This is a genomic window from Blastopirellula sediminis, from assembly GCF_020966755.1.
Lineage (GTDB): Bacteria > Planctomycetota > Planctomycetia > Pirellulales > Pirellulaceae > Blastopirellula > Blastopirellula sediminis.
This window is the reverse complement of sequence record NZ_JAJKFT010000002.1, coordinates 644598-670059: the sequence shown is the minus strand read 5'-3', so window position 1 is coordinate 670059 and position 25462 is coordinate 644598. Positions and strand designations below refer to the sequence as shown.

Here is a 25462-nt window from a genome sequence, read left to right as displayed (position 1 = left end):
CCGCGGATTGATGTTTCCGGCCGACGTTATCGGCCCAGATAGCGGAGCTATCTGGGCTAACCAACGAGGCCTTTACAGATGCTCGGGGAAGATCCCCGCCATCAGGTCGCCGATGACGCGGGTTGTTTCGAAGCGGAGCATCACGATTCTCATCGTGGCGGTGATCGGCACGGCCAGCACCATTCCGATCGGTCCCCAGAGCATCCCCCAGAAAGTCAGACTTAATAGAATCATGACTGGGTGGAGCTGCAGCCCTTCTCCCATGATCATCGGTTCGATCACGTTGCCGAGGGTCATTTGAATCGCCCCCGGGATGGCGATCACCAGGATGATCATCCAGACGCTTTCGAAGTCGACGATCGCCAGCGGGATCGGCAGGAGCGTCGCGATGATTGAGCCGACCGAGGGGATGAAGTTGAGCATGAAGGCCATCAGGCCGAAGAGCGAAGCGAGCCGCATCCCCATCATCGCCAGCGTGATCCAGACCAGGATGCCGGTTACGGCCGAGATCATAAACTTGGTGGCGATATAGCGGCGGATTTTCAAGTCGATCTCGGCGTACATCCCTTTCGAGACCTTGTAGGGATCGCGACCGGCCAGCATGAACCCGACGAAAATCGTCGTCAGGACCGTGCTCGAGACCAGGCTCATCAACAGCGCCCCCAATTGCTGGGCGTATGACGGCATCTGCGAAATCAGGTTCGTTTTGATCGCGGCGATGATCAATTCGGAGTCAGGGCGGTCAAATTCGACCCCAAACCAGCTGTCGGCGATCGCATACCCCTGGACGACGATCGCATCGAGCTTCCGCGTCAGGTCAAATTCGAGCTGCCGGAGCATCTGTGGATCGGAAATGCTCTGGATCACCAGCATCACCAAGAAACTCATGACGACAAGCGCCAGCCCCACCACCAAGAGCGCCACGGTGACCGCGGCGAACTTGGAAAATCGAAGCCGAACCATCGAGAAATCGACGATCGGCGCGACCAGGTAGTTCAAGAAAACGGCCAGCGTAAAGGGAATCAAAATGCTGCGGGCATAGGCGACGGCGAACGAGACGGCGACCGCCGCGAGGATCAAAAGGGCGCCGGTCTGGAGGTTCGAGCGCTCTTCATTCAGCTTGGGGAGGGTCGCTGGTTCCGAATTCATCGATTATTCCGCGCTTTCGCCCTTGGGCCGCTCATTGGGTGAACAAACTGCGACCGATTATGCCCGGCTGGGGACCGAATTTACAACCTCCGCGACCCCTTATTCCTAGCAGACAGCGAACAAAAATTGCGGTAAACTCGACCCCTGGGTGAAGGCGGCCCGTTCGTTTTCATTTTGTGCAACTTTGTGGAAAGAGATTGACGCATGGGTACGGTTTTCGATCCGTTTGGCGCTCGCGATACGTTTTCGGCTCCTCAGGGGGAATTGGGAATTTACCGGATTCGCCGCCTCCAGGATCAGGGACTTTGCGACATTGATTCGCTTCCTTATTCGATCCGTATCCTGCTGGAAGCGGTGCTGCGATCGTGCGACGGATTTGTGGTTTCGGAAGATGACGTTCGCCGTCTGGCGGCCTGGAATCCGCAGAACCCCGATCCGAGCGAAGTCCCCTTCATGCCGGCTCGCGTCGTTCTGCAAGACTTCACCGGCGTGCCGGCCGTGGTCGACCTGGCCGCGATGCGGAGCGCGATGAAGCGTCTCGGCGGCGATCCCAACAAAATTAACCCGCTCATTCCGGTCGACCTCGTGATCGACCACTCGGTGCAGGTCGACGCCTTCGGCCACGCCGACTCGCTCGAGAAGAACGTCGAGCTCGAATTCCAGCGTAACGGCGAACGTTACGAGTTCCTCCGCTGGGGCCAAAAGGCGCTCGACAACTTCCGCGCCGTTCCGCCGAACGTCGGGATCGTCCACCAGGTGAACCTCGAATTCCTGGCTAAGGGGGTCTTCGTTCGTGACGACGCCAAGGGCCCGGTCGCGATTCCCGACTCGCTGGTCGGCACCGACAGCCACACGACCATGATCAACGGCCTCGGCGTCGTCGGTTGGGGCGTCGGCGGTATCGAAGCCGAAGCGGTCATGCTCGGCCAGCCGATCTACATGCTCACCCCGGAAGTGGTCGGTTTTGAAATCACCGGTCAACTGGCGCCGGGCGTCACCGCGACCGACCTGGTGCTGACCGTCACCCAGATCCTGCGTAAGGAAGGGGTGGTCGGCAAGTTCGTCGAGTTCTTCGGCGAAGGGGTCAGCAAGATGAGCCTGGCCGATCGCGCCACGATCGCCAACATGGCGCCCGAATATGGCGCCACGATGGGCTTCTTCCCGGTCGACGCCGAGACCCTCAACTACCTGCGTCGTACGGGCCGCACCGAAGAAGAGGTCGCGCTGGTCGAAACCTACACGAAAGAGCTCGGCATCTTCCGCAGCGACGACGCGCCGACGCCGAAGTTCACCACGCTGCTCAAGCTCGACGTCAGCACGGTCGAACCGTCGATGGCCGGTCCGAAGCGTCCGCAAGACCGCGTCGCGCTCGCCAACATGAAGTCGGAATTCCAACGCTCGCTGAAGGCGCCGATCGATCAGCGCGGTTTCGCCCTGGCCGACGAAGAGCTGGCGAAGACCGGCACGGTCCAAGAAAACGGCTCGTCCGAAACGATCGGCCACGGCGCCGTCGTGATCGCCGCGATCACCAGCTGCACCAACACCAGCAACCCGTCGGTGATGCTCGCCGCCGGTTTGTTGGCTCGCAACGCCGTCGCCAAGGGACTGCGCGTTCCGTCGTACGTCAAAACGAGCCTGGCGCCTGGTTCGCGCGTGGTGACCGATTACCTGAACAAGGCCGGTCTGATGGACGACCTCGAAGCCCTCGGCTTCAGCCTGGTCGGTTACGGCTGCACGACCTGCATCGGCAACAGCGGTCCGCTGCCGGATCCGGTCGCGGCGGCGGTTACCAGCGGCAACCTGGTCGCTTCGGCGGTCCTCAGCGGCAACCGTAACTTTGAAGGTCGCGTCAATCCGCTGGTGAAGGCGAACTATCTGGCCAGCCCGCCGCTGGTCGTCGCCTACGCGATCGCCGGTAGCACCGACATCGACCTGGTGACCGAGCCGATCGGCAAGGGAAGCGACGGCGCCGACGTCTATCTGAAAGACATCTGGCCGACGAGCGAAGAAGTGTTGGCGACGATCGATTCGGCCGTCACGCCCGACATGTTCCAGACGCAGTACAACTCCGCCTTCGAATCGAACCCGACTTGGAACAAGATCGCGGTCGTCGAAGGAGAGCTGTACGACTGGAACGACGACAGCACCTACATCCAAGAGCCGCCGTTCATGGTCGACATGGGCGTCGAGCCGGACGCGCTGCAGCCGATCGCCGGCGCTCGCGTGTTGGCCCTTTTGGGCGACTCCGTCACGACCGACCACATCTCGCCGGCTGGCGCCATCGCCAAAGACAGCCCGGCTGGCCGTTACCTGATCGAAAAAGGGGTGCAGCCGATCGACTTCAACAGCTACGGTTCGCGTCGCGGTAACGACCGTGTGATGCATCGCGGCACCTTCGCCAACATTCGCATCCGCAATCGTCTGGCCCCCGGCACCGAAGGTGGTTGGACTCGTTACCTGCCGACCGGCGAAGTGATGGCGATCTACGACGCCGCCGAGAAGTACAAAGCGGACGGCACGCCGCTGGTTGTGTTGGCCGGCAAAGAATACGGTACCGGCAGCAGCCGCGACTGGGCCGCCAAGGGAACCTTCCTGTTGGGCGTCAAGTCGGTGATCACGTCGAGCTTTGAACGGATCCACCGCAGCAACCTGGTCGGCATGGGGATCCTGCCGCTTGAGTTCCCCGCCGGCAAGTCGTGGGAAACCTTGGGCCTGACCGGCGAAGAGTCGTTCGACATCGTCGTCGCCGACGATCTGCTCCCCGGCGGCCAAGTCCCGGTCAAAGCGACTCGCCCCGACGGCAGCGTCCTGGAGTTCACGGCCAAGTGCCGCATCGACACCCCGGTCGAAATGGAATACTACCGCAACGGCGGTATCCTGCAGACCGTGCTGCGAAAGCTGCTGAAGGGCTAATTGGCTCTCGGTTCGCGTGAAGATTCAACAGCCGCAGGAAGCGATTCCTGCGGCTGTTTTTGTTTCTTGCGGAAGAATGGAACACGGAGGCCACGGTGGGAGTCTCGGACGAGCACGGTAAGAGTCGAGCGTGCAAATTCCGGGGCGATATCGCGCGCTGTTGCTAGAATGCGGCCAATGGACCGTTTTCTGACGTAACGGCGAGATCTCAGCATGCTGAAAAAGCGGAAGACGTGGTATCTGATCTGCGCCTTGCTGGTTTGCACGCTGGTGGGCGGTTCGCTCTGGGCCTTGTTCGGGCCAAGTCGGCCGATCGTGATCTCGAAGAAGACGACCTATCTGACGGGGCCGATCGGACCAGACGGGAATGTCGACTACTGGGAGTATGTCCAGACTGAGCGAGCGAAAGGGGCGACGCCGGAGAATAACGGCGCGATTCCAGTCTTGATGGCGATGGATCTCGAGCCCTGGGTCAACGCCGAGCAACGAAGCTTCGCCATGGAACAGTTGGGATTGAGCGACCTTCCAGCGACGGTGTCGTTGCCCCTGCGGGATGAGCAGTTGAAAGCGGAAGCGGAGCGATGGTTTGCAGAAGAGGCGTTAGTTCAGTTCGGCGACGTCGTACATAACGAATGGTGCACGCAAAATGCACTGCGCGCCGTTTCACGCTCACCTTGGACAGCTGGCGATTTTCCGCCGCTGGCCGCTTGGCTGACGCGCCATGGGCCGGCCATCGACCGGTTGCGCGAGGTGGAAGGAAGAACCTATTGGTATTTGCCGCAGCATGCGAGCCAGGCGAACTCAGACCGGTTCCTCTATGCCGAAATATGTAGCGGAGACCTCATCTGCGAGGCCCGCAATCTGCTCCGAATGCGAGCGATGTTCCATCTAGGAAACGGAGACCTCAATTCGGCGTGGCGCGACTTGCGGGCTGAGTTTCAGTTTTGCTTGCTCGCCAATCCCCTATCGTCGGATTCGGAAGAGTTCTATCGCCGTATCGGATTGAGCGAGAGTTCGCTTGCGCTGCATCAATTGGTAATTCATCCCCGTTGCGATGAGGCGCTTCTTCAGGAGATCGAGTCGACGATTCGCGGCGTCCGTCCCCCTTACTACGAGCCCGGGACCGTCTTGTTTCAGCGGCTAAAACTGTTGCAGGGGGTCGGTCACGATTATCAAGGATTCATTGACTCCGAGGGAGAGCAAGAATTCTATTATCGGAAGGCGTATTCGATCAGTCGGCTGCCAATCAATGGCAACCAATTGCTGCGGCGGATCAATTACTGGTTTGACCAGGTCGCCGCAGCGGCTTCGATAAGTGACGTCACCCAACGTAGAGCGGCAATCATCCAGTTTCGCAATGAATTGGACAATGCGATGGCCAACTATCATGACTCGGACTCAGAATGGCGTCTCTATTTGAGTCCCGTTCTTCGAACTCGCGTGCCGGCTGACAACTATACGCTGGAATACACGTTCGGCGGCGATGCGGATTTCTACTGTGACGAGGCGGAAGGTCGGTTGCAGTTGCTCCAGGGATCGATCGCGCTGCAGCGCTATTATTTGAGGAACGGACGATATCCGGCGACGTGGGCCGAATTGCCGGACGAGCTCCCTCCCATGCTGACGAAAGATCGGTTTGCGCTGTCCGACTGTCGCTATCGACGAACCGACGAGGGGTACCTGCTGTACCTTCTCGGATGGAATGAACGTGATGATCTAGGTACCGATTGGCGATCCGAATATTACCGAGGTCAGACGGCGTTCCGCCATGAGCGGTTACATTACGGCGGGACCGATTGGGTTCTCTCCGCCCCTTCCCCACGCTTTGAGCTGCTGCTAGAGAAGATCGAGGTGCATGAGGAAGACGATTTCGATTTCTATATGGGCGATATGGATCTTTACGAAATGGACCCGTGGTATGACGAAAGCGACTTGCACGCGGAGGAGTAGCGTGGGACATTCAAGGCAGCCTTTTGCCGCTTGATGCGACAAGCTCCGGCGACGCTCTATCCTCTGGCTGACAAGGAGGCGCCCGATGAAGTACGACGACGCTTCGTGGCATTACGAGGGAGATTTTCCCCAGGGGCTCCCATTTGAAGCGAGCGCCACGCATACCGGGATGTTCCTCGCGTGGGCGCTACTTCGCGGACTGGGGAGCCCGCTCCATACCGAGGAGTTGGAAGGCGATCTGCAGACGCTCCGGCGGCGCGAGATCACCCCTGGCGCCTATTTTCTGAAGGTTTGCGACGGCAAGTTCAGCGACACCGATTTGAACCCGATTGGCAACCGCTTCGCCCAGGACTATTTCGACTTCTCGACCGGCGAATACCTGACCGACTACGAAGAGACGCTCGCCGAAGATCTGGACGACATCTACCAAGTCGCCGACACGTGGGAAAACTTCGACCTGCTGAAGCCGGTGCTGGACGAGCAGTTTCGCGATTGGATTGCGGATCAGGAGGAAGATTAGACGCGGCGGGGTCACCGCTGCGCCGGCTGGATCGTTCCCCCGTCCCAACTGATTTTGCATCTCGGTAACGCTTGGCGAATTTTCTCGACGCCGGCGGCGGTGATCTTCGTCTTTTCGATTTCGAGGCCGGTCAGTTTCTTGTAACTGCAGATCTGGTCGACGCTGGCGTCCGAAATCGCCGACTCTGCGATGATCAGCAGCTCCATGTCGCGGCAGTTTTTGAAATAGGAGAATCCCAGGTCGGTGACGCCGGTTCTGCCGAGCGACAAGCTGTTGATCTTTTCGCAGGTCTGGTATTGAGCCAGACCTTTGTCGGTGACGCGCGTGAATCGCAAATTGAGGAATTCCAGGTCGGCGACTTGCTTGAAATAAGGGAGCCAATCGTCCGTGACGGCGGTCGTTCCCAGATTGAGACGTTTGTACTTTCGATCGGCCACCGGAAGTACGTCGGCCAACGTCACCTTGACCATCCAGAGTTGAAGTTCTTCCAACTGCTGACAATCGGCAAGATGAACCAAACCAGGACCGACCTTGGAGGTCATATTGAGATTTGCGTTCCGCAGGTTCCGGCAATTGCGCAGCGCGCTCAAACTGTTCGCGGTAAAGTTGGAGCAGCCGAATAGCGACAGATCTTCGACGCTACGGCAGTTGGCCAGCGGCGCCAGGTCTGCATCGGTCGCGGTTTTGCTGTGGACGAAATGAACGCTCTTGATCTCGAACGGCGGCGCGGGAAGTTGCGACTCGGAGGTGATTTCCTGCCGATTGACGGTCACTCTTCCACCTGCGGAAAGGATCCGCTTGGCGGCGATGTAGTCAGGATCCTGGGCAGCTTTCGTCTCCGGCGCCTTAACGTCATCGTCCAGCACCATCACTTGGATCTCCTTGAACTGCATCTCATGGCCACGATGGGTCCCAATGCTTAGTCGCACCTGGTCGGTCGGCTCCTCATCTCGATCCAAACGGAACAGCTCTTTGCCGTCGATGTAGAGGATCAGCGTTCGTCCGATGGCGACAAACGCCATCTCGAAGAACTCGGGAGGCGCCGCCGGAGTTTGCGTTCGCTTCAGCGTTTGAAATCCTCCGCCGGGAAGATTCTTGCCGATGAAGAAGTTCGTAACTGGGTAAGTCCAGAAAGCGCCGTACTCAATCCCTTGTTTAATGCGAAGGATTCCATTGCTGCCGCCGTGGCGTTTGACGCGAGCTCGGAAGATCAGGTTCTTCGCAGTAAACGGCGTGAATATAACGTTGGTTTCTTTCGTCGTCAGAATCCCGTCGCTGAACGTCGCTTGCTCGTAGTCGGCCGGAGGATTTTCTTGGGCGGCGATGAGACGATCCACCTCCGCTTGCGAAGTGAGCAGCGAGACCCACTCCCCTTGTGCATAGTCGTCATTGTCGCGAGAAAGCGTTGCCGTCGATACGGCGGGAGTCGACGGAGCGGAAGATGGCGAATTGAATGGCGCTGGATTGGTCGCCATGGCAGTTGGCGTTTGGCTAACCGGCGGCGCAGGTTCCGCCGGTATGTTGGCGACGGCAGCGGCGTCTTCCCAGTAGACTTGGACTTTCGATTCGGCTCCGCTGGTGACGGTCAACGCGCTGACGTTGGTTTTCAGGCCGCTGCTCGTCTCCACAGCAAACTTGTAGTCGCCTGGGGGAAGCGATTGCGTTTCCTCAGTACTGAGTAACGTGATCTTTAGAGAGTCTTGCGTCTTCTCGTTGATTAGCTTCAGCTCGTGACCACGCAGATGAGCGACGTAGTCCTCTCCATCCACCTCCACGACGAGAGTTCCGTTCGGCGTGCCCAATTTGAAGAGGGCGCCGGCGCCGAAGAAGACGACGCTGCCGAGTAAAAGTCCGATCACCAGCGCGCCGCCGTAGAACGCGGCCCCTCGCCGCCGAGGCGCCGGTTGCGACTTTTGACCTGGATCAATCGTCAAACCGGGAATTGCGGCGCTGGTCGCGTGGATCATCGTCGCAAAGATGCCGGTCGAGGAAGTGTCGACGTTTGACTCGACTGGTTTGTAGGCAAGCGGCGCCGCAGCGTCGGAAAGTTGCGGTCGGATCTGCTCCAGATCGGCGATCAGTTCTTCGGCGCTAGCGTAGCGGTCGGCGGGCGATTTGGCGACGCACTTTTGATAGATCGCTTCGAGCGCGGGCGAGACGTCGCTGCGAATCGCCATCAAACTGGGAGGCGATTGTTCGCGGTGGCAGAGCAACTTCGCCATGATCGAATCGCCGCCGAACGGAGGACGTCCGGTCAGGAGATAGTAGAGCGTGCAGCCAAGGCTATAGAGGTCGGCTTGCGGCGTTACAGTCTTGGCGTCGATCGCTTGTTCCGGCGACATGTAGTCGACCGTTCCCATGATCGTCCCGTTTTGGGTGAGCCCAGCCGAGTTGGCGTCGTTCTGCATCCGGGCGATCCCCATGTCGAGAATCTTCACCACGCCGGCCTGGTTCAGCAACAAGTTCGCCGGCTTGATGTCGCGGTGGACCAGACCAACTCCGTGTGCGTACTGCAGACCTTGCGCCGCTTGCAGCACGCAGTCGACCGCTTTGGCCGGCGACAACGGGCCTTCGCGATGAACGATCGAACTGAGGTCGCGACCGTCGACGTACTCCATGACCAGGAAATGAAGCCCTTCCCCTTCGTCGGCGTCATAGGCGGTGACAATGTTGGGATGTCTAAGGCGGGCGGCGACTTGGACCTCTTGATAAAAGCGCTCGACTCCGTTCGCTTTGTTCATCGCTTCGCGCGGGAGGACTTTGATCGCGACGTCGCGATCCATCCGGCTATGACGGGCCTTGTAAACCTGGCCCATCCCCCCTTCCCCGATCTTGTCGAGGATGACGTAACGACCCAATCGCAAACCGCGGGTGCGACCGCGCGAAATCGCGCGGAGTTGAAAACGTGTCAGCAGTTCCGATTCCAAAAGCAAGTTGGCGAGCTGATAGGCGTTTTTCACCCGATGCTTTTTCAGCAGTGCGGCAAGAGCCGCTGGATCGGGGAGGTCGACCTTGGTCAGATTCGCTTGGAAGGTCGCCAGATCGAGTTCGTCGGGCAGCAGCAGCGCGTTTTTCAATTCGTCGGAAGAAGGAATGGGCAGCTCTTCTCCTGCCGCAACTTCCTGCTGGAGCCAGACCATCCGATGGAGAGCGCTAAGATGTTGACGCAATCGAGACGCCAAGTCGTCGTCACCGGCAGCCAGTTCTGCGACGTCTATGATTTGGCCCCGGCTGGCGGACTCTTCCCATCGCTCCAGCAGATCCAACAGCCGGTCGTCGAGCATTATCCAACGTCTCGCATCAGTGTGATCAGGGGCCAGGAACGATGAGCTGACTTCGCAACGAGTCCTAATAGCTGCGAATTGCCCCGTTTTGGCAGGCGAAACTGATTGTACCCATACCAATTGGAGGGGGACCAGCTTCGCCTACGAAAAGAGTGCGGAATCGATGCGGATAAGTGGACAGAAATTCTCCCCGTTCCGGGGACCCTTCGGTGAATTGTTAAGGGGCGCAATTGCGCGAAGTGCGCAATGTCGAATGGCTCAGGCCCGGGGACGCGGCCATTAGTCCGTCCACTGCCAGGTCTTCACGAGATGTTCGACGGCAAGCTTGACGTCGACGTCCCCTTCTTTCGACCCCATGATCAGGTAGAGCTTGTCGTTGTGCACGCAAGCGACGATGACGCAGGGACGAGCATTGGTGGCGCTTGGCGTTTCGACCAGGATCGCCTCTTCGTCGCCAACTTTAGCGCCGGGGATGATCGTTCCATCTTCGCCGGCGAAGGCTTCGGCAGTCGCTTGCAAGGTCGGGAGGACCGGTTTGCCGACGTCGACCTTGATCATCGCGTTGGGCGTTTTTCCGTCGGAGCCCAGCTGAACGAAGAACGCCATCGTCTGCGGCGTGTTGGTGCGGGCGATGAGCCAATCTTGCGGGGCTTCGGTCGCGAATGCGCCAAAAGCCGTCAGCTGCGGCGTAGCCGACGCGGCGGCGACGTTCGGACCGGACGAATTGGTAGGCTGCGGCGGTTGGCTGCAACCGGCCAAGAACGAGACAAAAGCAACGGAGAGGAGCCGTTTTCTTTGCAGCTGACGGAACATGCGATCCCCGGAAATGCGGCGAGAGAAAAGTAGGCCAGAATCATCAACGCGAACTACGCTAGCCCCAACTGCCGCGCCTGCGACGCGCCGTCGCGTGCGCCCCAGCGGCGAACGATCTTGCCGTTTTGAATGGTGAACCATTCCATCGCCGGCAGCTCGTACGATTTGCCGGTCGGCTGCTGGCCGAAGGCGGGCGCTTTGAACGTTCCTCGTTCGGTGTAACGAACGGCGACGACGTCGTCAGAAGAGATCATTTCTTCGATCGTCAGCTGCATGCCGTAGCCTTCGATCAGCTGCTTCCAGATCGGCAGCACGACGTCGATTTTACCGCGTCCGAGGACTCCTTGAATCTCCGCGTCATCCGCCAGCAGTCCGGCGAGCGCGTCGAGATCGCCCCGATTGAAGGCGTCGACGTATTGAAGAACTACCGATTCCGGCGAAGTATTCGCATCCATGTGCCGCAGCTAATCCAATTGGTATCGAGACGTACGTTCCACGTTGAAGGAACGTAGGATAGCGAAAGCGGCGAAAGGGTCAAGCGCGGCCCAGTCGGGGAAAGGTTCGCCGACTGGGTCGCGCCATGACTTCGGTAGAAAAGAAGAGTGGACTAGTCGCGTCGCAGCGAAGACATTGCGGAAGCGGCTGATTACCGCTTTGACAGCATCACCAACTCATATGATTCGATTCCCTCGGCTACTTCGACAACCAGCGGAGAGGTTCGTTCGGACGTGTAATGGAGCGGGATGTCGCCATCTCTTTTCGCCCGCCGGCGCGTCGGCATGACCATCGCCATCGCCGCGGCAGGACCTTCTTCTCCGATCGCCTCTCCCTGGATCGCTTCTTGCGAAATGGATTCGGAGACGGGAATAAGGGGCTCGCTGATCACGACCTGGTATTTGCCTGGGGGACATCCGCGATAGTCGCGGACGGCGCCCGGGACGATCGCCTGCAGATTGAATTTCCCTTCGGCGTCCGAAAAGCCGGAGGCGCCGTGTCCCATGGTTCCATCGGTCGGAACCAGGGTCAGGCTCTTAAACGGAACCGGCTGTCCGTCCAGCATCAGCGTTCCTTCGACGGGAAAGCGGAGTGGACCGGAATCGCTGCAACCGGCCATGGCGATAACGGCGAGGGATGCGCCGATCTTCCATAACTGAAACATGGATCTCACCTACCAAAGAATATGAATAAAGTTGGTAACGAAGCGTCGTGAGTTCTGTTCCGGGGGTAGGAGCGAGTTTTAGGGGAGCTTGACCACCTCGCCGTCCGACATGCAGGTCAAGTTCAGCAGCGTCGGCTTGTCGATCGATTCAGGAATGAAGTGAACCGAACCGTCTCCCATCAGGAAGTTGCATCCGCCTGGATGCAGACTGGCCGCGGCGACCCACCAGCTGCGGGCGCGTCCACGAATCGGCACGAAGGGAGGACTTTGCCAAGTGCTGTGGACCCAAGGTTGGTGCCAGACGTTGATGCCGCCGTTGGTGGCCGAGTAGTGCGGGTCGATGCCGGTCATCACCCAGGCGCGATAGGCCCACGCAAAGGCGCCGCCGTTGACGTGGTACTTGGTCGTTTCCCCCATCATGAAGGTGTTGGAAAGCCCGTCGGTGACATCGCCGAACTTCGTATTGACGTCGGCGCCGAACATCCGCTTGGTGTTGGAAGCGCTGGTCGCGTAGCCGTTGCACGTACCGAATTCGAGACCGCAGTTGACGATGAAGTCGTAGTTGGTGGCCGCACCCGAGAAACCGGAGGCCGGACCATACGCGCCGCCGGAGCAGCGTCCCTTAACTTCGTTGTTGTCGGACGGGCAAAGGAGGGCTTGCAGTTCGGTCTGAGCCGCCGCGGCGTTTCCATTGGTCGCGGGATCGCCAACCACCGTACCGGTCGCTCGTTGGTAGCTGCCGGGATTTACGGAATAGGCTTCCTTGTGATTGAAGAGGTCGTAGACGGCGTTCTGCTCGAGGAACGGGAGAATCGCCACGATGCCGTTGGCGTTCTTGATTTCGCTGTTGACGGCGGTGCCGACGCAGCCGCCATAACCGCGGCTCGATGCCGGCAGCACTTTATGCGTATCGACGTAGTTGTGCAGGGCCAGCCCCAACTGCTTCATGTTGTTGCTGCAGTGCATGCGACGGGCCGCTTCGCGGGCTTGCTGTACCGCGGGAAGCAACAACGCGATTAACACGCCGATGATGGCGATCACCACCAGCAACTCAACCAGGGTGAACCCGGTCGATTTTTGGACGACTTTGGATGCGCCGTGACGACGCGAGTTGCGAGAGAAAAAACGAAAAGATGAATGAGGAGAGAGAGTCATAAGAGGAAATCTCCACCTAAAGTACTGGGAAATTACCGCGTGCGATGCAATCATCCGCCTTGACTACAGAACCGAGTGTATCGTGATTTCACGTAAAATCGACAATTCATTTGATACAATAATTTGAAACGTCGCATTGCAATTCATGCAATAACGACAAACGCCAGTGTGAATGTCTTAAAGTCCCGCCATATCATCAGGCTAAATGAAAATCTCTTACCAATAGCGGAAGAGGCCTCGCGAACTGCTTGCATATTTTGACAAGCGACGGCGACGAAAGTTTCTAAGCGTACGGCGTTTAGCGTTGCGAGATGCGCAGACGTTTTTGCTCTACGGACGGGAGAGCGTTGGCGCAAAAGGAGGGTTCTGGCGCTCGTTGGAGTTTCTTCTCTTCTAGATTTCGTGGAATGGTCTATCATCGAAAAGTGTTGCGGCGCCCAGCCCCACGTCTCCCGATCAGGACCGCAACGCAAACCAGAAAACGATCAGCCCGTTGTTTCCAAACAACTGCGCGTGGGGACTCGTGAATGGATGATTTGGCCAAATTCCTGCGGTTGCGGCAGTCGCTGAAGTCGGACGTCGACTCGTGCAAGATGTTCCGCCAATCGCCGGGATGGTTTAAAGATCGCGTGCTGGCGATCGACTATCGCGTCGACCTGGAAGACTCGTGGGAATTCTCCGAGATGCTTCTTTCGGAAGCGTTCCACGACGGGACGCATCGCGACTACTTCTTTTTGTCGCTGCTGGAAGATTGCGATTCGCGCGTTCCGCTGGAGGCCGACTTTGGCGCCGGCCGCTTCATTCGCCAGGGGCAACCGGGAAATCTGGTCTTTGGGGATGACGAAACGGTCGTCCGCATGCAGGGAATCGGTCCATATCACTCCTGCATGATCTACATCAAAAAGGAGGTCGTCCACGAATACTTCCGCACGGCGACCCAGGGGCGAGAGGTCTCGCCCGAGCGGCTGCTCAGCAAGTCGTTCCGTGACGAGGTGCTGCGAGTCTTGATGAAGCAGCTGATCATCCACGCACGTACGGCGCCCGAGACCGGCCGCAGAATGGTGCAGCAGCACTTGCAGACCAGCATCTTGCAGCGGCTGTTGGAACTGGCCGGAAACGTAGATCGAGCGCCGTCGGACGCCGCGCTGCTACAGCCCGGCGGTCTGAAGAACGTAGTCGACTACATGCACGCAAATTACGCGCAGGATCTGAGCCTGGATCAACTCGCTCAGCAAGCGGGGGTCAGTCGCGGCCACTTCGTGCGGCTCTTCCGCCAGACGCTCGGCGAGTCGCCGAAGCAATACCTGATGAAGCTGCGGCTGGAGCGAGCGAAGACGCTCCTCGCTTCCCCGACGCAGATGGAGTTATCGGTTCTGCAGATCGCGCAAAGCTGCGGCTACTGCGATCAGTCCCATCTCTCGCGCGAGTTCCGCCAGGCGTTCGGCGTGACGCCGGGAGCGTTTCGCCAAAGCCTGCTTGGCTAAGGGGCGTCGTGGGGCGTTTCTTGTGACCTGATTTTGGGCAGACGCGGCCCGGTTGCATCACTTTTACTCATTCCTGGCTGCGGCAGCGGTCGCTCATGCGCCGATTATTCTCATCCGTTTTTCGAGCGCTCTGACGCATGCTTGGTTTGGAATGGGTATTCGATTGGTGGGTGATGTTGTAAGTCTAATTTCACAAAAGAGTTGCGGATATTCATTTGGCGGCAATTCGGACAACCGCAGCCTCTGGCACGGCTCGTTTCGGCATTGGTTTTGCTTTTCGATCGCCCCCAATCCTGGTTGGCGAATTTGCGGACGCGGCGGAGTCCTACTCGTGGCGCGACGCAAACCGAAACCAGGAGGGCGCCATGGTTACATGGTCGCGCTGCGTGAGTGTCTCGCGTCCTCATTCATCCGACTTGTCGGCTCGCAAATTCGACTGACTGGTCACGTTTATCGATCGGAGATCCCATGAAACGTCACGCGTTTACGCTGGTGGAATTGCTGGTGGTGATCGCCATCATCGGCGTTCTGATCGCCCTGTTGCTCCCGGCAGTCCAGCAAGCCCGTGAAGCGGCTCGCCGCTCGAGTTGCAAGAACAACCTGAAACAGGCCGGATTGGCGGTACACAACTATCACGACACCTTTCAGTCGATGCCGCGGGCCGGCAACATCGCGGCGTCAACGTCGCTCACCTACAAGAATGCTGGTCCGAGCGTCGCCTTGCTGCCGTTTCTCGAAGCGGGCAACGTGGCCGATCTCTACGATCACTCGGTCAACTGGAGTCATGCAAACAACCAGGTGATGAAGGACAAGATGCCGACGGTCTACATGTGTCCCTCAGCGCCGGAGGCGGGAACGCCGATCACCAGCACCAATGCGACCTACAATGGTTTTATGACGCCGGACTATGCGTTTCCGGTGCAGATGGCGGCGGTCACCAGCACGGCGCCGCCGGCGATGTCGATCTACAAGGCGGCCTTCAGCAATAACGAATGGATGCGGTTCGCCAAAATCACGGATGGGCTCTCGAACACGATGCTGACGTACGAATCGGCGGGGCGGTCGGGCTGGTGGGTCGGCAAAACGAAGATGGCTTCGACCGTCAAAGTTCTCAATATCTTCGAGTGGGGATCGAAAGGAGAATCGTGGACCAACCCCGAGTCGTCGACGCCGACGTTCGGCTCGTTTCTCCGCTGCTCGCTCGTATTGAATGCGTCGAACCCGACCGGCGTATCGCCGACGCCGATTCCGTTTACCGGCGGCATGATGAACGTCAGCAACTGGAACGGGGCGCCCTTTTCGTTCCATCCCGGCGGTATTCAGTTCGCCCTGGTCGACGGCTCGGTTCGCTTCTTGAGCGACGGTACTGATCCGACGACCGTTGCGAGCATCGTTTCCTGCAACAATGGCGACATCGTCGGAGAATACTAATGCGAATGGACCGCAATATCCATTTATCAACTGGGGCTGCGGCCATCGGGCTGGTTTTGCTGTCGGCAATCGGCTGCGGTCGGAGCGACTGGAAATCGCGGACCTACCCAACATCGGGAAGCGTCACGATCAATGGCGCCCCTCCCAAAGATGCGGTTGTTAAACTGATCAAGTTGGGAGAGCCGATCGATACGCGGCAGTCGGACTGTTGGGGGATCGTTCAGGAAGACGGCACGTACGTGTTGACTACCTACGAGCCGGGGGATGGCGCTCCGGCCGGCGAATACGCCTGGATCATTCGGTGGCCCGTCCATTTGACGGCGTTCACCACCGATCAGCTGGGGGAGCAGTTCTGGAATCCGGAGAGCCCCCATATGACGGTGACGATCAAGAGCGGACGCAACGAAATCTCCCCGGTCGAACTGACGAACATCGAACTAAAACAATCAAATGCGAAACCGGCCTCTCTGGTAATGCCCAAATAGGCCGCGGATTTCGCGTTAAAGAAATAGCAGGCGCGTGATCGGTGGGTCACGGCCAAGTACACAATCCAATTTCTAAGGCGAAAGTTTTCGGTATGAAGAAAGAAAAGTGGGCGGTCCCGAGCGGAATCGCCAATTCGGTAGTTTCCCATTTGCGGCTGCATGCGCGCGTTTACGCGCTGGCGCTACCGCTCGTGATGACTCTGGCCCCGGTTGTCGTCGCCGAAGAGCCGGCGGTCGCGGAAACGGAAGCTGAAGAAGCGGCGCCGCTACCGAGCCATGTTGAGTGGATGACCGACGTCGCCGCCGCGCAGGCGTTGGCCAAGAGCCAGAACAAAGATTTGATCCTCTTCTTTACCGGATCGGACTGGTGCGGATTCTGCGTGAAACTGGAGAAAGCGGTTTTGCTGCAACCGGGAACCGCCAAGCGTTTGGAAGAACGCTACGTGCCGGTCGTGCTGGACTTTCCGCATGGCAAGCCGCAGTCGGAAGAGCTGAAAAAGCAGAACGATGAGCTTAAGAAAAAGTTGGCGGTCCGCGGCTTCCCGACCCTCTACTTCGTCGACGCTGATCTGATGCCGCAGGGGCAGATGGTCGGTTACAAGGCGCCGGAAGACTTCTGGAATTCGTTTGACGAAATCGTCGCCGTCGGCGAAAAGGTTTCGGCCGCCAAGGCGGGGGCGAAAGTCGCCGAGATTACCGACTACAAGCAGCTGAACGCGATCTTGGAAGCCGTTCCGGAAGAGGTGCTGAAGAGCGGTTGGATGGAGACGATGCGAAAGACGATCGACGCCAGCCGCGGGGTCGATGACGCGATCGCCCAGAAGTGGTCGGAAAAACTGGAACAGTTTGAGCGCGAAATCGCTGAGCAACAGTTTAACTCTGACCTGGCCGCTGGGTTCATGAAGCTCAAACGAGAAGGGGCTTCGCCGGAGGATGTGCTCGCCTACTTTGACGAAGCGGCGACCGACGCGGCCGATTATCCGAGCCGCGTATTGACCGTCAAGTTTCTGAAGATGCGTTATCTCTCGGAAGTGAAGAAGTACGACGAAGGGATCGCCATCGCCAATGAGATCCTCGCTTCCGAAGCTGCCGGAGAGCGGGAGAAAATGATGACCGAGGCGGTCAAAAAGCAAATGACCCGCTTCAAGGAGCAAGGCCAGCCGGCCGGCGTTCCGGCGATTCGTATGATAAAGCCAGGCGAATAGTCTGCCGCCAGAATTGACCAATCGAGGCTCGCGAATCTGCGAGCCTCTTTTTTTGCGCGGTCAACAAGTCAATCGGAAAGCTGAATCGCCGTTGTGAAGAGGATTCGTGCCGGCGCCGCTTCCGTATTCAAAAACCTCTCGGGGCGCGTCGCGACTTGTTGCACGAGCGCTCGCACTTCATCGAGATTGATCGGCAGGTCGGACGCATCTGCGCTGCTCAAAAGTTGTAGCGCCCGGGCTGCATGTCGCGAGACGCCGGTCGCCGAACCTTCGCGAGCTTTCACGCCGGCTGCGGCCAGTTTGATCAATCCTTGGATCGGATCGGCCGGCGCCCCTGCTCTCTTTTGGGCGTGCCAGATCGGCTCCCAGGCCTCGTGCGCTTCCCAGTAAAAGCCGCCGTTGAACAGATCGATTCCCCGCAAGAATTGTTGGCAGCTGCGCAGATCGGCTGGCGTTTCGATTGCCGCCGTCTCGGCTTGGTAGCTGTGCCCATCCGGATGGGAAATGGGATGGACGTGCATCCCTGGCACATAGGAGTAAGCGGGAAACGGCAAATCAGGGAGGTAACGTTTCATCGGCGGCTCTGGTTTTCGTCGCCAGCGTGCGGCCGTATGCTTAACTGGATACCCATGCCGCTGGCGAATAAGGAACTAGAGGTGAGCGAAGCGAAGGTTATTGTGGTCACAGGAGCGACGCGCGGGCTAGGCCGGGCGATGGTCGCCAAGTTTATTGCAGCGGGACATACGGTGATCGGCTGCGGGCGCAATGCGGACCTTGTCGCTCAGCTGACCGAGACGTTTGGCGGTCCGCATCGCTTTGATGTGCTCGACGTGACCAACTACGAAGCGGTCGCCGCTTGGGCCGGCGAAGTGCTCGGCCAATATGGACCGCCGGACCTGCTGGTCAACAATGCGGCGCTGATCAACGATTCCAAAGTGCTGTGGGAAATCGAGCCAAATCAATTCGACGACTTGATGGACGTGAACCTGAAAGGAATGTTCTACGTCATCCGCTCGTTCGTGCCGGCGATGGTCGAGCGCGAGCAGGGAGTCATCGTCAACTTCAGTTCCGGCTGGGGACGATCGGTCTCGCCCAAGGTTGCCCCCTACTGCTGCACGAAGTATGGGGTCGAAGGAATGACGCTGTCCCTCGCGAAAGAATTGCCGCGCGGCATGGCGGCCGTTCCGTTTAGCCCCGGCGCGGTCAACACCGACATGCTGCAGGCTTGCATCGGGGAAAGCGCCGGAGGGTTTTCCACGGCCGACAAATGGGCGGAGGCTGGAGCGCCGTTTCTGCTCAACCTGGGACCGGCCGATAACGGCAAGTCGCTGACCTGTTCCGTCTAAGTGACCAGTGGAATGCGCGATCATCCCGCCGATTGGACCGAAGAGCGATTGCTGGCCGAGTGCGATATGCGCCGCGAGCGGCGGAGTGGCCCGGGGGGGCAGCACCGGAACAAAGTGGAAACGGCGGTCGTATTAACCCATCGGCCGAGTGGGATCAGCGCCGAAGCGAACGAGCGGCGCAGCCAGGCCGAAAATCGCCAAATTGCCCTGTTTCGACTAAGATTACGCCTGGCGGACCAGTTGCGTTCGCCGGTTTCGCTCGAAGATCCCCCCAGCTCGCTCTGGAAATCGCGGGTTCGCGGCGGAAAAATTGCCGTAAATCCGTCGCACGACGACTTTCCGTCGATGTTGGCGGAGGGGCTCGACTACCTGGCGGCGGCCGATTGGGATGCCAAATTAGCGGCCCAATCGTTATCCTGCAGTACGACGCAATTGGTCCGGTTTCTCAAGGATGAACCAGCCGCGTTTCAACGTCTCAACGAGCAGCGGAAGGAGCGGGGACTCCGTCCCTTAACCTGAAGCGAGCCAGCCGCGACTGGCGGAACGTTTTATCAACAAGGAAAGCGTGATGCGAATTTGGATAGCTTTGTTCGGAATCATGGCGATGACGCTCGTGAGCGCATCGGTCCAGGCCGCCGAAGCGGTCGCAATTTCGGGACAGCCGTTCGGCGTCGGCCAGATCACGGTCTCGTTTCAAAAAGCGGACTTCGGCGATCCGGTCGACAGCAGCGGCTTCTCGATCCATGAGGCCGATAATCGCATCTTCTACCCCGCATTTGAAAAGCAACGCGTTCTCGGCTTCTTGCAAGCGCTAGCCGGCATCGACGCGGTGACTCCGCCGCAGCGACTGACCGTTTACTTTTTGTTCACGGGGAACGAGCCTCTCAACATCACGGTTTCGACGCCGACGCCGCAAACGTTTCGCGTGACGCCAACCCCTCCGCCGCACGAGTCGATGCTGACCGCGATGGAGTTGCTTTGGTGGCGCAAGTACCACGAGGCGGTTCGCGATCAAAAGGAGTCGGCGAATTATCCGATGGTGATGGAGACCTATCTGACCGCGATGTTGTCGCGGCGGTTAGGACTGCCGATGCCGCCGCTCTCGAAGAGCGACATGGAAAACCAAGACGCGTTCAGCCCGGATCAATCGGTTTTCGTGTTGATGAACTCCGACAAGGTCCGCGCCGCGGAGATGCGTTCGGTGATGATGGACGAGTCGATCACAGCGCCGGCTGATCTGCCGACGCCGCGCCCGATCAATTGGACCGACATCATTGCACCTCGTCCGGTGAATGCAGTGCCGATTGAACCGCTCGCGAAAGCGGTTCCGCCCGATTGCTTTTACGTCCGCTTCGGCAAGCTCAGCAACTATCTCTGGCTCAACAAGCTGATTGACGAAAACGGCGGCGATCTGGGGATGATGATCGCGAGCCGCGGAGTGAAGATCGGTCTGAACGAAGTGGTTCAGAAGCAACTGGCGCTGAAGCAATCGGAACTCTCCGAACTCTTCGGCGATACGGTCGTCGCCGACGTGGCGCTGATCGGCCGCGACGCCTACACCCGCGAAGGCGCCGCCATCGGGATGCTCTTCCAGGCGAAAGCGAACGATTTGCTCGCCAACGACATTAATACCAACCGCAAAGAGGCGCTTCGGCTGAACAAAAAGTTGGGGGCGAAGCTGGAAACGATCAAGGTCGCCGGCCAAGAAATTTCGGCCCTGACCACGCCGGACAATACGATTCGCTCGTTTTACGCGCAACGCGGCGACTTTCACCTGGTGACCAGTTCGCGCACGATCGCCGAGCAATTTATCACGCTGAACGCCGAGACCGAAAGCCTGGGCGCGACGGCCGAGTTTCTTCAGGCTCGCATGCTGTTGCCGCTGAAGCGGGAAGATACGATCTTCTGCTACATGTCGTCGCAATTCTTTCAGGGATTGTACAGCCCGCAATATCGCGTCGAACTGCGTCGACGATTGCGAGCGACGACCGAGATTGAACTGTTAAAGTTGGCCCGCGCTGCGGCGATGAATGAAGGGCTCGTCAACTTTACCGACGAAGAGTTGATCGCCAACGGATATCTGCCGACCTCGTTCGGTCGCCGTCCGGATGGAAGTCACGTCGTGGAATTTGACGGCCAATTGCGCGATTCGCTCCGCGGCGCTCCTGGCAATTTCCTGCCGATCGCCGACGTGCCGGTGACGAGCGTCAATTTGGAAGAAGCCCGCGATTTTGAACGGGTTCGTGAGTTCCACGTTTCGCACTGGAGCCAAATGGATCCGCTAATGGCCGGGATCTATCGCTTCAAGCTGGACGACAAGGGTACGGAACGTCTGACGATCGACGCGCGAATGACGCCGTTCGTGCAGGAGAAATATGGGATGCTGACCGAACGGTTGGGACCGCCAATCAAGCGTCAGATCGCTCCCGCCCCCGGCGACGTGGCGATGATTCAGTTCGTCCTCAAGGGAGACTTCGACAATCAGCTGTATCACTACGGCGTCGGTCTGCAGGACGTGCCATTTCCGATCGACAGCTACGCCAACGGCGGATTGTTGAACACGCTCCGGATGATGCAATCGACACCGGGTTATCTGACCGCGTGGCCGAAACCTGGTTTGATTGACCGTATCCCGGTGATCGGCCAAATGGCGGCGCCTGACCAGTACGGATATTCGCAGTTTCCGCTGGGGCTGTGGCGGCGCGAGTACAACGGGTTTTCGACCCTCTCGTTCCATCGCGAGATCCTGCAATACGTGACTCCTCAGTTGTCGCTGGCCGAAGACGACTATCCGGCCCAGGCCCGCATTCATATCGGCGACATTTCGGACGCCAACGTCACGCCGCTCGCCAATGCGATGGCGCAGTCATGGGCGAAGAAGGGGTCGCTCAGCAACGTCCGCTACTTCCAGCAAGTCTCCAACCAACTTGGCGTGCCGATCGGTAAGGCGAAGGACTTTGCCGAAGACCTGCTGGCGCTGGAGTTCGTGTGTCCGCTCAACGGCAAGTACGAAACGGTCGGCAAAGGGGACGCCGAGCGTTGGCAGTCGACCGCGTGGGGGGACGAAAAGCTGGAATTTGAAGCCAACTTCATGAAGTGGTTCCGCGGCTTGAACGCGCGCGTCAGCATGGGAGACGGCCAGGTGGTCCTGAACGCCGAAATCGACATGTGGCGCGAAAAGGCCGAGCCGACGTTGAAACTGCCGACCTTCAACTTCTTCGGCAGCGGCACTCCGGCGAAACCGAAGACCGAAAAGAAGCCCGAGAAAAAGGGGGAGGAGATTCCCCCGCCGAAAACGCAAGGGCAGGAGTTCTAAGGCAGGCCGTATGATCGAGGAAATTGGAACGAAGTTGTCGATATCCGATCCGATTGTCGAACGATACGCGAAAGATACGACGGTCGACGCGGAGGAAGTTCAGCGATCGTTGATGGCGCAGATGACGCCAACGGAAAGATGTGCGTTGGCGTTGAAGTTAAGCGTCGAGGTTCGGGAGCTCTCCAAAGCTGCGATTCGACGACGATTTCCGCACTTCAGCGAAGTCCAAGTAGGCCTTAAGTTTATCGAACTCCACTACGGAGCCGAGTTGGCGAATGAGATACGGCGACGGAGCCTCAAACGCCTTGCCTAATTCTCCTCTTCCCCTTCATGCCGAACGGCACGCCACATCTCGGCTAGTTCTCGTTCAAAACCGCCCGAGAGAATCGGGAAGCGGCACCAGGTTTTGGGGTCGAGGTTTTCGTCGTCCAGATGGAAGCTCGGAGCGTATCGTTCCCGTTTCCACTGGTTGCGCGACCAGAGCTTGAAGAACCGCTCGATCCAGTGCGCTAGTTGCTCTTCGTCGTATTGTGGGAAGAGAGCCAGCATTTGGCGATACGATTCGAGCGGCGATTGTTTGTCGCGGATCGCAGCCCGTTCAATCGCATCGAGCAAATCGTACGGCATCAGGTCGGCTTCGTCGGTTTGTCCCGACTCTTGCGGTCGGAGTTCGGCCGTCGGCGCTTGCACGTTGATCGCGTTCAACGCGGGCGTCGGCCCAAATCCATTCGGACCGGTCGTCTCCATCCAAGCGAGCCACTTTCGCAGGAACGCTTTATCGATGCCGGCGATGGGGCAAAGGCCGCCGCTGGTATCGCCGTCCATCGTGGCGTAACCGACCGCCGCTTCCGACCGATTGCTGGTCGATAGCAACAGCGAGCCGCGGAGGTTCGCCAGCAGCCAGACGCTGGGTGCTCGTGTGCGAGCCTGAATATTTTGTAGCGCGATGTCGTCGGTCGCCCAGTTCAGCGGACGGCCGATCGCCTGGGCGCCAAGCTCGGTATAGAGCTCGACGATCTTGTCGACGTGGAAATGGTGGAACTTGGCGTGGATCGCGTCGGAAACCTGGCGTGCCGCAGCGAGCGTCGTCTGGCCGCTGTTGCGCGTCGCCTGGTAGACGCAATCGAGGATCGCGCCGATCAGCGCTTCGACCGAATCGGCATTCTTGGCCGCCTTGATAAAGTCGAGCGATTCCTTCAAGGCGCCAAAGCCAAGTTCCTCCGCCGCCATTCGCAGCGATAAGCTGCAAAGCAGCGCCGTCGCCGCCGAGTCGGCGCCGCCGCTCATCGAAACCACGAACCCGCCCGAACGGCTTTTCAGCAAGTAGTCGTAGAGACCGAGCGCGACGGCTCGCGTGAATTCTTCCTGCTTCAGATCCGGACTCATTTCCCACTCGGCGCGATCAAATCGAGCCGGCGCCGGTTCGATCTCGGGCAAGACGAACGGAACATGCACGACCGGCTGCTGCGAGCCTTGATAGTCAGGGCGAAACGCTTCGCTGCGGGCTCGATACATCCGCGTCAGGTCGAGGTCGATCACCGCCGTCGTGACGAGGAACGAATGAAACGAGAGTCGCGGTCCGACGGCCAGCATTCGTCCGCCGGTGGCGATCATCGCATCACCGTCATAGATGGCGCGGCCCGCTTCGTTCCCCAGCAAATTGGCGTAAACGTAACTGGCATGGAACGCTCGCGAACCCTCCAGCACAAACCGCTGGCGGATTTCATGTTTGCCGAAGGCAAAGTGGCTGGCGCTGGGGTTCAAAATGATGTCGACGCCGATCCGGGCCTGGCGACTGCCGGGGCGATCGGCGACCCATGCGTCTTCGCAAATCTCTAGACCGATCAACGCGTCGTCGATGCGGAAGACCAAGTCGCCGAACGGATACTCGCGGCCGTCGATCTCGACTTCAGCTCGCAGACCGACCGGCCAGGGCTTGAACCATCGCGGTTCGTAGTGGATGCCGTCGCCGGCCAGATTTTGTTTGGGAACGAAGCCGACGATTTCGCCGTCGGCCAGAATCGCCACCACGTTGTAGAGGACGCCCCGATAGGTCATCGGCAGACCAAGCGTGACGAACATGTCGCGCGTCTGGGGAGCGATCTCTTTCAGCACCGCCAAGGCGGTGCGCTGAACGTCGGCCGACAGGAACGCGTCTTCGCAGCCGTAGCCGGTGATGCAGAGCTCCGGCAAGCAGAGGATCGACGCTTCATTGAGATTCGCCTCTTCGATCGCTCCCAGTATCCGGTCTCGATTTCCTTGCCAATCGAGCGGCGTTTGGTTGACGACGGCGGCGGCGACCTTGACCAGTTTCACCTGACGAATCCTTTAATGTGTCAAAATAACACTATCTATACTATATCTAGATGCCGCTCGGAGAAAAGAGGTTCGCCGCGGGTTCTCTATTCTACGCTAGCAGAAAGAGATTGCCGGATGCCTGGGGGGAGCTTTGCGAATAGGCCTGCTGAGCCTCTTCCAGAAAATAGCTGATCACCGCCGATTTCGCCGCGGCGTCGGCTTGTCTGGGGGTGAAATTCGCGTCGGTTTCGCCGGGCTTGGCCGACGCATTCACGTCGACTGCGGAGAGCAGCTGCTCGCCGTCGAGTTCGTCCTCTGGATTGGCTTGTTGCTCGCGCAGCTCTTGCTGGGCCGACTGCAGCAGTTGAGCGGCTGCGGCGGCGACCGCTTTGTCTTGCGACGAGGGCTCAGCGGGAGCTTGGGCGGCCGCTTGAATGACGCGGGCCTTCTGGATCGTCGCCTCAGGATCGCCCTCAATCGGCGAGGTGTCGATCTGGACTTCGCCCCCAATCGCATATTGCTGGCCGTCTGGGCCTTTCTGGTAGGTGAAAGTCGGGCCGCCCAGGGCGAAACCGCCGGCTGCGGCCAGATGTGCCTGCTCGTGCTGGCGGACTTCCTGATCGCGCGACTTCAGCTTGTCGACCTGCTCGGCCTCTTCCGGCGTCAGCTCGGTTGGGCTGGTGCTCGCAGTCGGATCTTCGGCCGCTGCAGCGGCCTGGGCTTCGGGAGATAGGGAGAGCTCATCTTCCGGTTGCGACGACTTCTGCGCCTCATCGCAGGACGAACAGCTGGAGTACGAAGATCGACTGCTGCGCAGCGTCGAACCAACCAGGTTGACCGAGGTCAGGAGCAGCGGTTGAACGTGCATGGCCGAAATAGCGCCAGAGAAAATGGACCGATCCACTTTCTGTGTCGGCCCCCGGGGGCGGCGACTTGGCCAGTTTTCCGAAAGTA

18 protein-coding genes and 1 pseudogene are annotated in these 25462 nt (G+C 59.1%); 10 read left to right on the top strand and 9 right to left on the bottom strand.

Features of this window, described 5'->3' with window-relative positions; all coding sequences use genetic code 11:
* Nucleotides 1-72 precede the first annotated feature (72 nt).
* Complete coding sequence (locus LOC68_RS03080) at nucleotides 73-1149, bottom strand: AI-2E family transporter (protein ID WP_230215668.1); 1077 nt, start codon at nucleotides 1147-1149, stop codon at nucleotides 73-75.
* A 204-nt stretch (nucleotides 1150-1353) separates the two neighbouring features.
* On the opposite strand from LOC68_RS03080, the gene acnA reads away from it, so the two are divergent.
* From acnA to LOC68_RS03065, 3 genes are all read left to right on the top strand, one after another.
* Nucleotides 1354-4062, top strand: coding sequence for an aconitate hydratase AcnA (gene acnA, locus LOC68_RS03075; RefSeq protein ID WP_230215666.1), 2709 nt, complete (start codon nucleotides 1354-1356; stop codon nucleotides 4060-4062).
* 213 nt (nucleotides 4063-4275) lie between these two features.
* The gene (locus LOC68_RS03070) at nucleotides 4276-6012 is read left to right on the top strand and encodes a hypothetical protein (protein ID WP_230215664.1); all 1737 of its coding nucleotides are present in this window, start codon (nucleotides 4276-4278) and stop codon (nucleotides 6010-6012) included.
* Nucleotides 6013-6097: 85 nt separating this feature from the next.
* On the top strand, nucleotides 6098-6532 hold the full coding sequence (locus LOC68_RS03065) for a DUF7832 domain-containing protein (RefSeq protein WP_230215662.1): 435 nt from the start codon (nucleotides 6098-6100) through the stop codon (nucleotides 6530-6532).
* Between the two features lie 11 nt (nucleotides 6533-6543).
* Here the strand turns inward: LOC68_RS03065 and LOC68_RS03060 are convergent, their stop codons facing one another.
* The 5 genes from LOC68_RS03060 to LOC68_RS03040 all read right to left on the bottom strand — a co-directional run bounded on the left by LOC68_RS03060 (nucleotide 6544) and on the right by LOC68_RS03040 (nucleotide 12943).
* Nucleotides 6544-9816 carry a serine/threonine protein kinase gene (locus LOC68_RS03060; RefSeq protein ID WP_230215660.1) on the bottom strand — a complete coding sequence of 1091 codons (3273 nt, stop codon included), beginning with the start codon at nucleotides 9814-9816 and terminating at the stop codon, nucleotides 6544-6546.
* Between the two features lie 279 nt (nucleotides 9817-10095).
* Nucleotides 10096-10629 (bottom strand): hypothetical protein, encoded by a 534-nt coding sequence (locus tag LOC68_RS03055; protein WP_230215651.1) that lies wholly within the window; start codon nucleotides 10627-10629, stop codon nucleotides 10096-10098.
* Nucleotides 10630-10682: 53 nt separating this feature from the next.
* Nucleotides 10683-11084: an ester cyclase gene (locus LOC68_RS03050; RefSeq protein ID WP_230215649.1), complete on the bottom strand. Its 402-nt coding sequence runs from the start codon at nucleotides 11082-11084 to the stop codon at nucleotides 10683-10685.
* 191 nt (nucleotides 11085-11275) lie between these two features.
* Nucleotides 11276-11788, bottom strand: a complete 513-nt coding sequence (locus LOC68_RS03045; protein ID WP_230215647.1) for a hypothetical protein — start codon at nucleotides 11786-11788, stop codon at nucleotides 11276-11278.
* Nucleotides 11789-11866: 78 nt separating this feature from the next.
* Complete coding sequence (locus LOC68_RS03040; RefSeq protein ID WP_230215645.1) at nucleotides 11867-12943, bottom strand: DUF1559 domain-containing protein; 1077 nt, start codon at nucleotides 12941-12943, stop codon at nucleotides 11867-11869.
* Between the two features lie 527 nt (nucleotides 12944-13470).
* On the opposite strand from LOC68_RS03040, the gene LOC68_RS03035 reads away from it, so the two are divergent.
* From LOC68_RS03035 to LOC68_RS03020, 4 genes are all read left to right on the top strand, one after another.
* Entirely contained in the window at nucleotides 13471-14427 is a 957-nt protein-coding gene (locus LOC68_RS03035) for an AraC family transcriptional regulator (protein ID WP_230215643.1), read from the top strand.
* A 468-nt stretch (nucleotides 14428-14895) separates the two neighbouring features.
* Nucleotides 14896-15858 (top strand): DUF1559 family PulG-like putative transporter, encoded by a 963-nt coding sequence (locus tag LOC68_RS03030; protein WP_230215641.1) that lies wholly within the window; start codon nucleotides 14896-14898, stop codon nucleotides 15856-15858.
* Nucleotides 15858-16343 (top strand): hypothetical protein, encoded by a 486-nt coding sequence (locus LOC68_RS03025; RefSeq protein WP_230215639.1) that lies wholly within the window; start codon nucleotides 15858-15860, stop codon nucleotides 16341-16343. Before LOC68_RS03030 ends, LOC68_RS03025 begins: the two co-directional genes overlap by 1 nt.
* Before the next feature lie 92 nt (nucleotides 16344-16435).
* Nucleotides 16436-17548, top strand: a complete 1113-nt coding sequence (locus LOC68_RS03020; protein WP_230215637.1) for a thioredoxin family protein — start codon at nucleotides 16436-16438, stop codon at nucleotides 17546-17548.
* 68 nt (nucleotides 17549-17616) lie between these two features.
* Here the strand turns inward: LOC68_RS03020 and LOC68_RS03015 are convergent, their stop codons facing one another.
* Nucleotides 17617-18123, bottom strand: a complete 507-nt coding sequence (locus LOC68_RS03015; protein WP_230215629.1) for a DUF309 domain-containing protein — start codon at nucleotides 18121-18123, stop codon at nucleotides 17617-17619.
* A gap of 81 nt (nucleotides 18124-18204) precedes the next feature.
* On the opposite strand from LOC68_RS03015, the gene LOC68_RS03010 reads away from it, so the two are divergent.
* The 3 genes and pseudogenes from LOC68_RS03010 to LOC68_RS03000 all read left to right on the top strand — a co-directional run bounded on the left by LOC68_RS03010 (nucleotide 18205) and on the right by LOC68_RS03000 (nucleotide 22210).
* Nucleotides 18205-18894 (top strand): SDR family oxidoreductase, encoded by a 690-nt coding sequence (locus tag LOC68_RS03010; RefSeq protein WP_230215627.1) that lies wholly within the window; start codon nucleotides 18205-18207, stop codon nucleotides 18892-18894.
* A 78-nt stretch (nucleotides 18895-18972) separates the two neighbouring features.
* Nucleotides 18973-19125: pseudogene (locus LOC68_RS28725) on the top strand (peptide chain release factor family protein); the annotation flags it as partial.
* A 337-nt stretch (nucleotides 19126-19462) separates the two neighbouring features.
* Entirely contained in the window at nucleotides 19463-22210 is a 2748-nt protein-coding gene (locus tag LOC68_RS03000) for a hypothetical protein (RefSeq protein WP_230215623.1), read from the top strand.
* A 309-nt stretch (nucleotides 22211-22519) separates the two neighbouring features.
* Here the strand turns inward: LOC68_RS03000 and nadE are convergent, their stop codons facing one another.
* Nucleotides 22520-24526, bottom strand: a complete 2007-nt coding sequence (gene nadE, locus LOC68_RS02995) for an NAD(+) synthase (protein ID WP_230215621.1) — start codon at nucleotides 24524-24526, stop codon at nucleotides 22520-22522.
* 91 nt (nucleotides 24527-24617) lie between these two features.
* Complete coding sequence (locus LOC68_RS02990) at nucleotides 24618-25376, bottom strand: putative metalloprotease CJM1_0395 family protein (protein WP_230215614.1); 759 nt, start codon at nucleotides 25374-25376, stop codon at nucleotides 24618-24620.
* Between the last annotated feature and the right edge of the window lie 86 nt (nucleotides 25377-25462).

What these genes read in the sequence shown, in the direction of transcription:
- LOC68_RS03080 (WP_230215668.1), bottom strand. Translation starts at nt 1,149, where the DNA reads ATGAATTCGGAACCAGCGACCCTCCCCAAGCTGAATGAAGAGCGCTCG.
- acnA (WP_230215666.1), top strand. Translation starts at nt 1,354, where the DNA reads ATGGGTACGGTTTTCGATCCGTTTGGCGCTCGCGATACGTTTTCGGCT.
- LOC68_RS03070 (WP_230215664.1), top strand. Translation starts at nt 4,276, where the DNA reads ATGCTGAAAAAGCGGAAGACGTGGTATCTGATCTGCGCCTTGCTGGTT.
- LOC68_RS03065 (WP_230215662.1), top strand. Translation starts at nt 6,098, where the DNA reads ATGAAGTACGACGACGCTTCGTGGCATTACGAGGGAGATTTTCCCCAG.
- LOC68_RS03060 (WP_230215660.1), bottom strand. Translation starts at nt 9,816, where the DNA reads ATGCTCGACGACCGGCTGTTGGATCTGCTGGAGCGATGGGAAGAGTCC.
- LOC68_RS03055 (WP_230215651.1), bottom strand. Translation starts at nt 10,629, where the DNA reads ATGTTCCGTCAGCTGCAAAGAAAACGGCTCCTCTCCGTTGCTTTTGTC.
- LOC68_RS03050 (WP_230215649.1), bottom strand. Translation starts at nt 11,084, where the DNA reads ATGGATGCGAATACTTCGCCGGAATCGGTAGTTCTTCAATACGTCGAC.
- LOC68_RS03045 (WP_230215647.1), bottom strand. Translation starts at nt 11,788, where the DNA reads ATGTTTCAGTTATGGAAGATCGGCGCATCCCTCGCCGTTATCGCCATG.
- LOC68_RS03040 (WP_230215645.1), bottom strand. Translation starts at nt 12,943, where the DNA reads ATGACTCTCTCTCCTCATTCATCTTTTCGTTTTTTCTCTCGCAACTCG.
- LOC68_RS03035 (WP_230215643.1), top strand. Translation starts at nt 13,471, where the DNA reads ATGGATGATTTGGCCAAATTCCTGCGGTTGCGGCAGTCGCTGAAGTCG.
- LOC68_RS03030 (WP_230215641.1), top strand. Translation starts at nt 14,896, where the DNA reads ATGAAACGTCACGCGTTTACGCTGGTGGAATTGCTGGTGGTGATCGCC.
- LOC68_RS03025 (WP_230215639.1), top strand. Translation starts at nt 15,858, where the DNA reads ATGCGAATGGACCGCAATATCCATTTATCAACTGGGGCTGCGGCCATC.
- LOC68_RS03020 (WP_230215637.1), top strand. Translation starts at nt 16,436, where the DNA reads ATGAAGAAAGAAAAGTGGGCGGTCCCGAGCGGAATCGCCAATTCGGTA.
- LOC68_RS03015 (WP_230215629.1), bottom strand. Translation starts at nt 18,123, where the DNA reads ATGAAACGTTACCTCCCTGATTTGCCGTTTCCCGCTTACTCCTATGTG.
- LOC68_RS03000 (WP_230215623.1), top strand. Translation starts at nt 19,463, where the DNA reads ATGCGAATTTGGATAGCTTTGTTCGGAATCATGGCGATGACGCTCGTG.
- LOC68_RS02990 (WP_230215614.1), bottom strand. Translation starts at nt 25,376, where the DNA reads ATGCACGTTCAACCGCTGCTCCTGACCTCGGTCAACCTGGTTGGTTCG.